Source organism: Burkholderia sp. AU38729 (assembly GCF_020419725.1).
In the GTDB taxonomy this organism is placed as follows: domain Bacteria; phylum Pseudomonadota; class Gammaproteobacteria; order Burkholderiales; family Burkholderiaceae; genus Burkholderia.
The window spans coordinates 758,903-771,227 of the sequence record NZ_JAIZQO010000002.1 but is presented as its reverse complement, the minus strand read 5'-3'; the positions used below and the strand labels follow the sequence as shown (position 1 = coordinate 771,227).

Annotated in this window: 11 protein-coding genes; 8 read left to right on the top strand and 3 right to left on the bottom strand. The window is 66.1% G+C overall.

The window, feature by feature from the left end:
- The first annotated feature begins 206 nt into the window (after positions 1-206).
- Positions 207-1,541 (top strand): NAD(P)/FAD-dependent oxidoreductase, encoded by a 1,335-nt coding sequence (locus LGM56_RS08410; protein ID WP_089442990.1) that lies wholly within the window; start codon positions 207-209, stop codon positions 1,539-1,541.
- Between the two features lie 431 nt (positions 1,542-1,972).
- The gene (locus LGM56_RS08405) at positions 1,973-2,848 is read left to right on the top strand and encodes a dienelactone hydrolase family protein (RefSeq protein ID WP_069251089.1); all 876 of its coding nucleotides are present in this window, start codon (positions 1,973-1,975) and stop codon (positions 2,846-2,848) included.
- 54 nt (positions 2,849-2,902) lie between these two features.
- On the opposite strand, the gene LGM56_RS08400 is transcribed toward LGM56_RS08405, so the two are convergent.
- Positions 2,903-3,772, bottom strand: a complete 870-nt coding sequence (locus tag LGM56_RS08400; RefSeq protein ID WP_226204100.1) for a sulfurtransferase — start codon at positions 3,770-3,772, stop codon at positions 2,903-2,905.
- A gap of 117 nt (positions 3,773-3,889) precedes the next feature.
- Entirely contained in the window at positions 3,890-4,996 is a 1,107-nt protein-coding gene (locus LGM56_RS08395) for an aromatic ring-hydroxylating oxygenase subunit alpha (RefSeq protein ID WP_089497404.1), read from the bottom strand.
- A gap of 270 nt (positions 4,997-5,266) precedes the next feature.
- Between LGM56_RS08395 and LGM56_RS08390 the strand changes: the two genes are divergently transcribed.
- The 4 genes from LGM56_RS08390 (at position 5,267) to folE2 (ending at position 9,391) form a co-directional block, all read left to right on the top strand.
- Positions 5,267-5,560: an exodeoxyribonuclease VII small subunit gene (locus LGM56_RS08390; RefSeq protein ID WP_027791079.1), complete on the top strand. Its 294-nt coding sequence runs from the start codon at positions 5,267-5,269 to the stop codon at positions 5,558-5,560.
- Positions 5,557-6,441: a polyprenyl synthetase family protein gene (locus LGM56_RS08385; RefSeq protein WP_226204097.1), complete on the top strand. Its 885-nt coding sequence runs from the start codon at positions 5,557-5,559 to the stop codon at positions 6,439-6,441. The genes LGM56_RS08390 and LGM56_RS08385 overlap by 4 nt, the downstream gene beginning before the upstream one ends.
- Positions 6,442-6,522: 81 nt before the next feature.
- Positions 6,523-8,427, top strand: coding sequence for a 1-deoxy-D-xylulose-5-phosphate synthase (dxs, locus tag LGM56_RS08380; protein ID WP_226204094.1), 1,905 nt, complete (start codon positions 6,523-6,525; stop codon positions 8,425-8,427).
- Positions 8,428-8,581: 154 nt separating this feature from the next.
- A complete protein-coding gene (gene folE2 / locus LGM56_RS08375; RefSeq protein ID WP_011355803.1) occupies positions 8,582-9,391 on the top strand; it encodes a GTP cyclohydrolase FolE2 in 810 nt (269 codons plus the stop codon).
- A 98-nt stretch (positions 9,392-9,489) separates the two neighbouring features.
- Here folE2 and tsaD read toward each other — a convergent pair whose 3' ends face one another.
- Entirely contained in the window at positions 9,490-10,530 is a 1,041-nt protein-coding gene (gene tsaD, locus LGM56_RS08370; RefSeq protein WP_089497402.1) for a tRNA (adenosine(37)-N6)-threonylcarbamoyltransferase complex transferase subunit TsaD, read from the bottom strand.
- A gap of 130 nt (positions 10,531-10,660) precedes the next feature.
- Here tsaD and LGM56_RS08365 point away from each other — a divergent pair, with 130 nt between their 5' ends.
- Together LGM56_RS08365 and rpsU are read left to right on the top strand one after the other, a co-directional pair.
- Positions 10,661-11,881 (top strand): NAD(P)/FAD-dependent oxidoreductase, encoded by a 1,221-nt coding sequence (locus LGM56_RS08365; RefSeq protein ID WP_089497401.1) that lies wholly within the window; start codon positions 10,661-10,663, stop codon positions 11,879-11,881.
- Positions 11,882-11,988: 107 nt separating this feature from the next.
- On the top strand, positions 11,989-12,201 hold the full coding sequence (gene rpsU / locus LGM56_RS08360; protein WP_006479415.1) for a 30S ribosomal protein S21: 213 nt from the start codon (positions 11,989-11,991) through the stop codon (positions 12,199-12,201).
- Positions 12,202-12,325 lie beyond the last annotated feature (124 nt).

Here is a 12,325-nt window from a genome sequence, read left to right as displayed (position 1 = left end):
GTTTGCTTGTGGTCAACGCGCAAGCTCCCGGACAATGCATGTCATTGACACGGGGGCAGCGCGCCCCGCGTTCCGGATTGGGCGCATCGAAGTGCTTCGAACTGCACATCGATGATGTCCGAACCGGTTAATCCACCGGGTCGCGCGAATGCATCGCGTTCGCATCGTCCGGCGGCAGCAGTTTCGAATCGCAAAGGGGGGAACAGATGCATCGGATCATCATCGTAGGTGGAGGCGCGGGCGGCCTGGAACTGGCGACGCGGCTCGGCGACCGTTACGGCGCACGCGGCAATCGTCCCGCGCGTGCGCTTGTCACGCTCGTCGACCGCAATCCGACCCACATCTGGAAACCGCTGCTGCACGAGGTCGCGGCCGGCAGCATGGATCCGTTCACGCAGGAGCTCGAATATGCGGCGCAGGCGCGCTGGCATGGCTTCGAGTTCCAGCAGGGCGGGTTGACCGGGCTCGACCGCGCGGCGAAGCGCATCACGCTGTCACCCATCAACGACAGCGACGGCGAGGAGTTGTTGCCGGCGCGCGAGCTGGAATATGACACGCTCGTGATTGCGATCGGCAGCACGACTCACTTCTTTGGCGTACAGGGCGCAGCGGAAAACGCGATCGCGCTCGATACCGTTGGCGAGGCCGAGCGCTTCCGCAAGCGGCTGATCGCCGCGTGCATGCGCGCCGAGCATCAGGCGCCGGCGCCGACCGCGCCGGGTGAAGCGGCCGAGCCGCGCATCCAGGTCGCGATCGTCGGGGGCGGCGCGACCGGCGTCGAGCTGTCCGCCGAACTGCGTAACACCGCGCAGGTGTTGTCGGCCTACGGGCTGCACAAGCTCGACCCGCGGCACGACGTCGGCATCGTGCTGATCGAATCGGGGCCGCGGATCCTCCCGGCGTTGCCGGAGCGCGTGTCGTCGGCGACGGCCGAACTGCTCGAAAAGATCGGCGTGCGGCTGATGCTCGCCGAGCGCGTGACCGAGGTGGCGCCCGGGGCCGTCCATACGGCGAGCGGCAAGACGGTGCGGGCCGACCTGACGGTCTGGGCCGCGGGCATCAAGGCGCCGGCCGTGCTCGCCAATCTCGATGGCCTCCAGGTCAACAAGCTCGGCCAGCTCGACGTGCGCCGCACGCTGCAGACCTTCACCGATGACAACGTGTTCGCGCTCGGCGATTGTGCGGCATGCGCATGGCCCGGCAACGAGCGCAACGTGCCGCCGCGCGCGCAGGCTGCGCACCAGCAGGCGAGCTTCCTGCTGAAGGCAATCGGCTGTCGACTCGATGGGCGCCCGCTGCCCGAATTCACCTATCGCGACCTCGGCTCGCTCGTGTCGCTTGGCCATTTCAGCGCGGTCGGCAACCTGATGGGCGGGCTGATCGGCGGCAACATGCTGATCGAGGGGCTGTTCGCGCGCTTCATGTACATGTCGCTGTACCGGATGCACATCGCCGCGCTGCACGGCTATCCGCGCATGATGCTCGACACGGTCGCGCACTGGCTGCGGCGTACGACGCTGCCGCGCGTCAAGCTGCACTGAGCGCGCGTTCGCGCGGGAAGCGGGCGGAGAGTGCGCATGTCGTGCGTGGTCTCCGCCCGTTGTTCCTTGCGAGTAGTTGGGCAGTCGGGCCCTCGTGCCGGTGTGTGACGGGCCAAATCGACCGCGTGTTGTTCGTTTCAATCGGCAAGCATCCGACCGCGCAACGGTGATCGGCATGCGGCCTGTTGCATCGCATTTCGACGGGTCGCCCACGGTGCTTGGCGTGACGATCGACGGGCCGAATCAACACGCCGTAATCGAGTCTTACATATCCGACAGTTGACGCGACAACGGATTATTGGGCATCTTGTCCGGGTTTCCGTTCGCGGCGGGGTGCCAACCGCCGCGACATCCGCGCTGCACGCCGGCGCGATGCCCCGTCATGCCGAGTCCGTGATCGTGACGGCGGCCCCCAATCGAGGAGTGCATTCATGTTGAAACCCGAAGTCGACAGCCTGGTTCCCCACGTTCCGTTCTCGCGCCGCAAGTTCATGCAGGCCGCGCTGGGCGGTGCCTTCGCGGCGGCCGTGCTGCCTGTGTCGGCACAGACGGTCACGACCGACAGCGAAGGGCTGGACGTCGACACCGTCGAGATCCGCTCGGGCGACGCGAGCGTGCCCGCGTATCGCGCGCAGCCGAAGGACAAGACGAACCTGCCGGTCGTCATCGTGATCCACGAGATCTTCGGCGTGCACGCGCACATCGCCGATGTCTGCCGCCGCTTCGCGAAGCTCGGCTATCTCGCGATCGCGCCGGACCTGTTCGCGCGGCAGGGCAATGCGGAGAAGTATCCGACGATCAAGGATCTGGTCGAGCACATCGTCAGCAAGGTGCCGGACCGGCAGGTGACCGAGGATCTCGATGCGACCGTCGCGTGGGCCGGCAAGAACGGCGGCGACCTGTCGCGTCTCGGCGTGGTCGGGTTCTGCTGGGGCGGCCGTCAGAGCTGGCTGTATGCGGAGCACAATCCGCACGTGCGTGCGGCCGTTGCATGGTATGGGTTCGTCGAAGGCAAGACCGACGAGATGACGCCGTTCAACCCGGTCGATCATGCATCGTTGCTGAAGGTGCCCGTGCTCGGGCTGTATGGCGAGAAGGATGCGAACATCACGCAGGCGTCGCTCGCCGACATGCGCAAGGCAATCCAGACGAGCGATTCGAAGCTCGCGCGCGAATCGGAGATCGTCGTGTACCCGGATGCCGGTCACGCGTTCTTTGCCGATTACCGGCCGAGCTATGTGAAGGCCGATGCGGAGGAGAGCTGGAAGCGCGCGATCGCGTGGCTCCGTAAGTACGGCGTGATGTAAACGGCAAGCGGCGGCATGGGCCGCCGCTTCGTTGCGACTGCGCCGTGCCGGCGCTTACGGCGTCGGGCCGGTTGCGATCGGCCGCGACGGATCGGCGCTCCATTCGCTCCACGAGCCGGGATACAGCGATGCGCCGTGCAGGCCTGCCACTTCCAGCGCCAGTGCGTTGTGGCATGCGGTCACACCGGAGCCGCATTGGAGGATCACGCGGTTCGGTTCGGTGCCCGCCAGCACGGCGGAAAACGCCTCGCGCAGTTCATGGCCGGTCTTGAAGCGGCCGTCGGCGGTCAGATTGTCCTTGAAGAAGCGGTTACGCGCGCCGGGGATGTGGCCACCCACGCGATCGATCGTTTCGTTTTCGCCGCGGTAGCGATCGGGTGCGCGCGCATCGATCACGACACGCGTGGGTGCGTTCACGTTGGCGAGCACGGCTGCCGCGTCGACCGTCGATTCGAGCGGCGCGGCCGCACGGAAATCGCCGGCGGCCGGGTGCGGTACGTCGGCCTTCAGCGGCTGGCCGGCCGCTTCCCAGGCCTGCAGGCCGCCGTCGAGCACGGCAACCGAATCATGCCCAAGCCAGCGCAGCAGCCACCACAGGCGCGCCGCATAGGCGCCGCCTTGCGCATCGTACGCGATGACCTGCTGGCCCTGCTTGAGGCCGCGGCTCGCGAGCAGCGTGGCGAGTGCGTCGCGGGTCGGCAGCGGATGGCGGCCGTTGGTGCCCGTCTTGCGGCCTGACAGGTCGCGGTCGAGATGGAGGTATTGGGCGCCGGGGATGTGGCCTGCCGCATACGCGGCTTCGCCGGCAGCGGGGTCGACGAGATCGAAGCGGCAGTCGAACAGTGCGACGCTGCCGGGCGCCGCCGCCAGGCGCTCGGCGAGATTGGCGGCGGAGATGAGCGTGGTGTAGTGAGTGTGTGGCATGACGGCTCCCTGGAGTGCGAATGGCCTGACATTCCAAGTCTAAACAAAAAAAGACGGGCCGAAGCCCGTCTTTTCGTCTGCCGGATACCGTGCGGCGTCAAAGCGCCGCACCGGTTATCAAATGTCGCCGAGGTGGCGGCGCAGGAACTCGTGGAAGTGCTGCATGCCGTCTTCCATCGGGCTCTGGTACGGGCCGACCTGCGACTCGCCGCGTGCCATCAGCGCACGGCGGCCTGCGTCCATCCGCATGGCGATCTCGTCGTCCTCGACGGCCGTTTCCATGTAGGCGGCGCGTTCGGCCTCGACGAACTCGCGTTCGAACAGCGCGATTTCCTCGGGGTAATAGAACTCGACGATGTTGGTCGTCTTTTGCGGGCCTTGCGGAATCAGCCACGACACGACGAGCACGTGCGGATACCACTCGATCATCAGGCCCGGGTAGTAGACCATCCAGATCGCGCCGAACTCCGGCGGCACGCCGTTGCGGAACTTCAGCACCTGCTCGTGCCATTTCTGGTAAGTCGCGCTGCCCGGTTTCGCGAGCGCGTTGTGCACGCCGACCGTCTGCACGCTGTACCAGTCGCCGAACTCCCACTTGAGGTCGTCGCACGACACGAAGCTGCCGAGGCCCGGGTGGAACGGGACGACGTGGTAATCCTCGAGGTAGACCTCGATGAACGTCTTCCAGTTGTAATCGCACTCGTGCACTTCGACGTGATCGAAGTGGTACTCGGAGAAGTCGAAGTGATGCTTCGTGCCGAGGTGGGCGAGGTCGCGCGCGACATTCCGGCCTTCGGCCTCGAACAGCAGCCCCTGCCAGTTCTGCAGTGGGCTCTTGCCGAGGTTCAGGCACGGCTTGTCGGGGAAGTGCGGCGCGCCGAGCAACTCGCCTTCCAGATCGTACGTCCAGCGGTGCAGCGGGCACACGATGTTCTGCGTGTGGCCGCGCCCATTGAGCATGATCGCCTGCCGGTGGCGGCAGACGTTCGACAGCAGTTCGATCTGGTTCGCCTGGTTGCGGACCAGCACGCGGCCTTCCTGCTCGGACGGCAGCGCAAAATAATCCCCCGCCTCGGGCACCATCAATTCGTGCCCGACGTAACGAGGTCCTTTCTTGAAGAGGGTTTCGATCTCGCGCTCGAGTAGCGCCTCATCGAAGTATGCAGTGACTGGAAGCTGGCTGTGAGCCGACTTCAACTGAAGCGCATCGCTCAGATTGGACATTCCCACTCCCGGTGTTAGCGTGAAAGCAGTGAACAACCCAACCATCGAAAAATCGATTTAGGGAAACGGGGAATTATACCCGGTTCGCCTCGCAAGGCTAGGATTAAGTGCCTGATTTGTGTCAATTTTTTGTCGGGCGACAATCGGCAGGCGCACAATGTGTGTCGAAGGTGGGGCCGGAATATGTACCCACGTGCCACGACGGCAGGTCGGAAAATTCTCTTTTGCCGTAGAATGTCCGACTTGTTTTGAAATTTGACACCCTCGTCCATGGCGAAAACCGCATCCCCAGGCGCCACGCCGCCCGGCAATGGTACCGAACCGTTGCCGGACAATTACGAAACGGCGCTCGCGGAACTCGAGACGCTGGTTGCCCGGATGGAAGGCGGCGCGTTGAGCCTCGAGGATTCACTGACGGCATATCGCCGCGGTGCGACCCTCGTTGCGTTTTGCCAACAGCAGCTCGAGAAAGTGGAGCAGCAGGTTCGCGTGCTCGACGGCGCGACGCTGAAGCCGCTTTCGTCCGGAACGGCCGCCACGGACGGCGAAGACGACGATCTATGACATTCGAACAATGGATGCGGTCCGTGCTTGACCGTGTCGAGGACGCACTCGGCCACTATTTGCCCGCTGAAACCGCGGTGCCGGAGAAACTCCACGAGGCGATGCGCTATGCGGTCCTTGGCGGCGGCAAACGCGTTCGCCCGCTGCTGTGCCATGCAGCAGGCGAACTGACCGGCGCGACCGAAGCGGCCCGCAATGCGGCGGCGGCCGCACTGGAGATGATCCACGTCTACTCGCTCGTGCACGACGACATGCCGTGCATGGACGACGACGCGCTGCGTCGCGGCAAGCCGACCGTGCACGTGCAGTACGACGAGCCGACGGCACTGCTCGTCGGTGACGCGCTGCAGTCGCAGGCGTTCGTTGCGCTGACCGATGCCGCCGCGCTGTCGCCGGTGCAGCAGGCCGCGCTCGTGCGCGAGCTGGCGCTGGCAAGCGGCTCGATCGGCATGGCCGGCGGGCAGGCGATCGACCTGGCGAGCGTCGGCCTCAAGCTGACGCTCGAGCAGCTCGAGACGATGCACCGGAAGAAGACGGGCGCACTGCTGCGCGCGGCCGTGCGGATGGGCGCGCTGGCCGGCGAGGCGCCGTCCGCGGAAACGATGGCGGCGCTCGATGTATACGCGGGGGCCGTGGGTCTGGCTTTCCAGGTCGTCGACGATATTCTCGACGTCACGACCGATTCGGCGACGCTCGGCAAGACGGCCGGCAAGGATGCGGCGAACGACAAGCCGACCTATGTATCGATCCTCGGCCTCGACGCGTCGCGCGAGCTCGCAGCACAACTGCGCGCCGAAGCGCACGACGCGCTGAAACCGTTCGGCGCGCGCGCACAGCGTCTGGCCGAACTTGCCGACCTGGTAGTGAACCGGGTCAGCTGACGCGAAAGCCCGCCGCCGCGCACATGCTACGGTGCGTGCATCAGAATGCGGGCGCGTTTGATTTCCTACAATGGAACGACGATGTACGACTTGCTGAAAACCATCGACGACCCGGCGGATTTGCGCCGCCTCGATCGTCGCCAACTGCAACCGCTCGCGGATGAACTGCGCGCGTTCGTGCTCGACAGCGTGTCGAAGACGGGCGGCCATTTGTCGTCCAACCTCGGGACGGTCGAGCTGACGATCGCGTTGCACTACGTGTTCAACACGCCGAACGATCGGATCGTCTGGGACGTGGGCCACCAGACCTACCCGCACAAGATCCTGACGGGCCGCCGCGACCAGATGCATTCGCTGCGCCAGCAGGACGGCATCTCGGGCTTCCCGCGCCGCAGCGAATCCGAATACGACACGTTCGGCACCGCGCACTCGAGCACGTCGATCTCGGCCGCGCTCGGCATGGCGATCGGCAGTCAGCTGAACGGCGACGACCGCTTCTCGATCGCCGTGATCGGCGACGGCGCGATGACGGCCGGCATGGCGTTCGAGGCGATGAACAACGCGGGCGTGTCGGAAGATGCGAAAGTGCTCGTGATCCTGAACGACAACGACATGTCGATCTCGCCGCCGGTCGGCGCGCTGAATCGCCATCTCGCACGCCTGATGTCGGGCCGCTTCTATGCGGCTGCGCGCGCAGGCGTCGAGCGCGTGCTGAGCGTTGCGCCGCCGGTGCTCGAACTCGCCCGCAAGCTCGAAGAGCACGCGAAGGGCATGGTCGTGCCGGCTACCCTCTTCGAAGAGTTCGGCTTCAACTACATCGGCCCGATCGACGGTCACGATCTCGATTCGCTGATCCCGACGCTGCAGAACATCCGCGAACTGCGCGGCCCGCAGTTCCTGCACGTGGTGACGAAGAAAGGCCAGGGCTACAAGCTCGCCGAAGCCGATCCCGTGCTCTACCACGGCCCCGGCAAGTTCAACCCGGCCGAAGGCATCAAGCCGTCGACCACGCCCGCGAAGAAGACGTACACGCAGGTGTTCGGCGAGTGGCTGTGCGACGAAGCCGAGCGCGATACGCGCGTCGTCGGCATCACGCCCGCGATGCGCGAAGGCTCGGGCATGGTCGAGTTCGAGAAGCGCTTCAAGGATCGCTACTACGACGTCGGCATCGCCGAGCAGCACGCGGTGACGTTCGCGGGCGGCATGGCAACCGAAGGCCTCAAGCCGGTCGTCGCGATCTACTCGACGTTCCTGCAGCGGGCATACGACCAGCTGATCCACGACGTTGCGCTGCAGAACCTGCCGGTCGTGTTCGCGATCGACCGCGCGGGCCTCGTCGGCGCGGACGGTGCGACGCACGCGGGCGCGTACGATCTCGCGTTCATGCGCTGCATCCCGAACATGACGATCATGGCTGCGTCCGACGAGAACGAATGCCGCCAGATGCTGCACACGGCGCTGCAGCAGCCGAACCCGACCGCGGTGCGCTATCCGCGCGGCGCGGGCACGGGTGTGCCGACGGTGAAGGAATTCACCCAGATCCCGCTCGGCAAGGGTGAAGTGCGTCGCCAGACGTCGCAGCCGGAAGGCAAGCGCGTCGCGATCCTCGCGTTCGGCACGATGGTCGCGCCGTCGCTCGCCGCGGCCGAGGAGCTCGACGCAACCGTCGCGAACATGCGCTTCGTGAAGCCGATCGATGCGGCGCTCGTGCGCGAACTCGCCGAGACGCATGACTACCTCGTCACGGTCGAGGAAGGCTGCGTGATGGGTGGCGCGGGCTCGGCCTGCGTGGAAGCCCTGATGGAGAGTGGGGTTATCCGACCCGTACTACAATTGGGCCTCCCTGACCTGTTCATCGATCACGGCGACCCCGCGAAGCTGCTGTCGCAATGCGGCCTCGACGGCGCGGGTATCGCGAAATCGATTCGCGAACGCTTTCTGAATCCGGCGGCCGACGTCGCCGGTCAGGCGAAGCGCGTCGCATAAGCTGGCGCCGCCCGCGGGCGATGTCGGTGCGACTGGCGCAACCGGTCTTCATTGATGCGGAAAACATGGGCCTGCGGGCCCATGTTGCTTTTCCGGCTGCCGCATGACGCGGCGTGCGCGTCGTCGAACGCGCGGCTTACAAGGATTGAACAAGATGAACCAGATGAATCCCGCCTTCGTGATGCCCGACGTGCAGAGCACGGTGGATACCCGCCAGATTCCGATTCAGCGTGTGGGCGTGAAGGCGGTCCGGCATCCGTTGACGGTGTGCACTGAAAGCGGCGACGTGCAGCCGACCGTCGGTGTCTGGAACCTCGATGTCCGCCTGCCGGCCGACCAGAAGGGCACGCACATGTCGCGCTTCGTCGCGCTGCTCGAAGAGAACCGTGCACCGCTGACGGTCGAGCGTTTTCGCGCGATGCTCGCATCGATGCTCGAGAAGCTGGAAGCCGAAGCCGGTCGCATCGAAGTCACGTTCCCGTACTTCGTGAACAAGACGGCGCCGGTGTCGGGCGTGCAGAGCCTGCTCGATTATGAAGTGACGCTCGCGGGCGAAAGCCGCAACGGCGATACGCGCCTGTTCCTGAAGGTGCTCGTGCCCGTGACGAGCCTGTGCCCGTGCTCGAAGAAGATCTCGCAGTACGGCGCGCACAACCAGCGTTCGCACGTGACGATCGACGCGGAGCTCGCGGCCGACCTGCCGGTCGAGGCGCTGATCCGCATCGCCGAGGAAGAGGCGTCGTGCGAGCTGTGGGGCCTGCTGAAGCGTCCGGACGAGAAGTTCGTCACCGAGCGCGCGTACGAGAACCCGAAGTTCGTCGAGGATCTCGTGCGTGACGTCGCACAGCGTCTCGATGCGGACGAGCGTGTGGCGGCATACGTGCTCGAAGCCGAGAACTTCGAGTCGATCCACAATCACAGCGCGTATGCGCTGATCGAGCGCGACAAGCGACAGGCTGCATAACGCCGCGGCGTTTTGTCGCGTCGATGAAGAAAGGCCGCTCAAAAATGAGCGGCCTTTCTGTTTGCCGGTGCGACGTTGCGTCGCGTGCGCGGCGCGGCTCAGCGCGCGAGCGACGCGAGATCCCAGCGCGGCTTCACCGTGAATGCGTAGTCGGCATTCGCCTGCTCGGGCCAGCGGCCGAGCCGCAACGCGCCCGCGAGCGCGATCATCGCGCCGTTGTCGGTGCAGAGCGCGAGATCGGGGTAGTGCACATCGAAGCCGCGCTTGGCCGCGGCGGCCGACAGCGCAGCGCGCAACTGGCGGTTCGCGCCGACCCCGCCCGCGACCACGAGGCGCTTGAGCTTCGTCTTCTTCAGTGCGGCGAGCGACTTGGCGACGAGCACGTCGACGGCCGCATCGACGAAGCCGCGCGCAAGGTCGGCCTTCGCGCGTTCGAGTGCTTCACCTTCGAGCCTGGCCGCTTCGAACTTCTTCATCTGCGTGAGTACGGCCGTCTTCAGGCCGCTGAAGCTGAAGTCGAGGTCGCCCGAATGCAGCATCGGGCGCGGCAGCACGACCGCACCCGGCGTGCCGGTTTCGGCGAGCTTCGACACTTCCGGGCCGCCCGGGTAGCCGAGGCCGATCAGCTTGGCCGTCTTGTCGAATGCTTCGCCGGCCGCGTCGTCGAGCGTTTCGCCGAGCGTCTCGTACACGCCGACGTCGGTCACGCGCATCAGTTGCGTGTGCCCGCCGGACACCAGCAGCGCGACGAACGGGAACGGCGGCGGCTGGTCGACGAGCAGCGGCGACAGCAGGTGGCCTTCGAGGTGGTGGATGCCGACGGTCGGCTTGTTCCAGGCGAGCGCGAGCGCATTCGCGATGCTCGCGCCGACCAGCAGCGCGCCGGCGAGGCCGGGGCCCTGTGTGAACGCGATCGCGTCGATGTCGTCGCGGCGCGTGCCGCTTTGCGCCATCACTTCCTCGAGCAGCGGCAGCGCGCGGCGGATGTGGTCGCGCGATGCGAGCTCGGGCACGACGCCGCCGTATTCGCGGTGCATGGCGATCTGCGAGTGGAGCGCGTGCGCGAGCAGGCCGCGCTGCGTGTCGTAGAGCGCGAGGCCGGTTTCGTCGCAGGAGCTTTCGATGCCGAGAACGAGCATGGGTACGGGCAGGGCACGCCGTATCGGGCGCGCCGCGGGAAGGTCAACGTAACCAGAAAGTATAGCAGGCGAGGGCCCGCCCCCGCTGGCAGCGGCCCGGGCCGCATGCCGGGCAGGTACAATCCGCGCCATGGAAACTTATGACATCGCCGTGATCGGCGCGGGCGCCGCCGGAATGATGAGCGCCGCGGTGGCCGGGCAACTCGGCCGCCGCGTCGTGCTGATCGATCACGCGCCGCGGCTCGCCGAGAAGATCCGCATCTCGGGCGGCGGACGCTGCAACTTCACGAACCTGTACGCCGGCCCCGACAACTATCTGTCGTCGAATCCGCATTTCGCGCGCTCGGCGCTGGCGCGCTATACGCCGCGCGACTTCCTCGGGCTGCTCAAGCGCCATCACGTGACCTGGCACGAAAAGCACAAGGGCCAGCTCTTTTGCGACCACGGCAGCGACGCGATCATCGACGTGCTGAAGCATGAGTGCGACGCGGGCGGTATCGCATGGCGTCGGCCCGTCGTCGTCGACGCGGTGCGCCACGCGCCGTCCGACGGCTTCACGCTCGACACGCAGCAGGCCGGGACGATCGGTGCGCGCGCACTGATCATCGCGACCGGCGGCCTGTCGATCCCGAAGATCGGCGCGACCGACTTCGGTTACCGGATCGCCAAGCAGTTCGGTCACAAGCTCATCGATACGCGGCCCGCGCTCGTGCCGTTGACGTTCGCGCAGCAGGACTGGGAGCCGTTCGCGGCGTTGTCCGGCGTGTCGCTCGAAGTGCGCGTCTCGACCGGCGACAGGAAGCGCGGCGGCGAATTCGTCGAGGATCTGCTGCTGACCCATCGCGGCCTGTCCGGGCCCGGGATCCTGCAGATCTCGAGCTACTGGCAGCCTGGCGACCCGATTCGCGTCGACCTGCTGCCGCAGCGCGACACGGTGGCCGACCTGCTCGACGCGAAACGCACGTCGAAGCGCCAGATCGGTTCGCTGCTCGCGGACTGGGTGCCGTCGCGCCTCGCGCATGCGTGGCTCGACACGCATCGCGTCGCGGCCGACGCACGGCTCGCGGATCTGCCCGACAAGACGCTGCGCCAGATCGGCGATGCGCTGTCCGGCTGGACGCTGACGCCGAACGGCACCGAGGGCTACAAGAAGGCCGAGGTAACGAAGGGCGGGGTCGATACGCGTGATCTATCGTCGACGACGATGATGAGCGCGCGCGTACCGGGGCTGTTCTTCGTCGGCGAGGCGGTGGACGTGACGGGCTGGCTCGGCGGCTACAACTTCCAGTGGGCGTGGGCGTCCGGCACGGCGGCCGGACAGGCCGCGGCGGAGTATGCGCGCGGCGCCTGACGGGGCCGGGCCGACGCCGTTTTGGCGGGGCCGGGCCCCGTGCCTTTAGGCAATCGCTCTGCTATACTCGGTAGTCTTTCCTTGCAAACCTTTATTCGTGTCGGATCATGACGATCATTCGCGTTAAAGAGAACGAGCCGTTCGAAGTTGCAATGCGTCGCTTCAAGCGCACGATCGAGAAGAACGGTCTGCTGACCGAGCTTCGGGCGCGCGAGTTTTACGAGAAGCCGACCGCGGAGCGCAAGCGCAAGAAGGCTGCTGCAGTGAAGCGTCATTACAAGCGCATCCGCAGCCAGACACTGCCGAAGAAGCTGTACTGAACGATTGGGCGCCGCGCGGTTCGCTGAGCGGCGCACCGGCGACTCCGTGCGATCAGGTGATCGCGAAAGATCGAGCATGATCGGGCGAGCCGCCGATGCCGGATTCGAGCAACCCGCTTGAGAC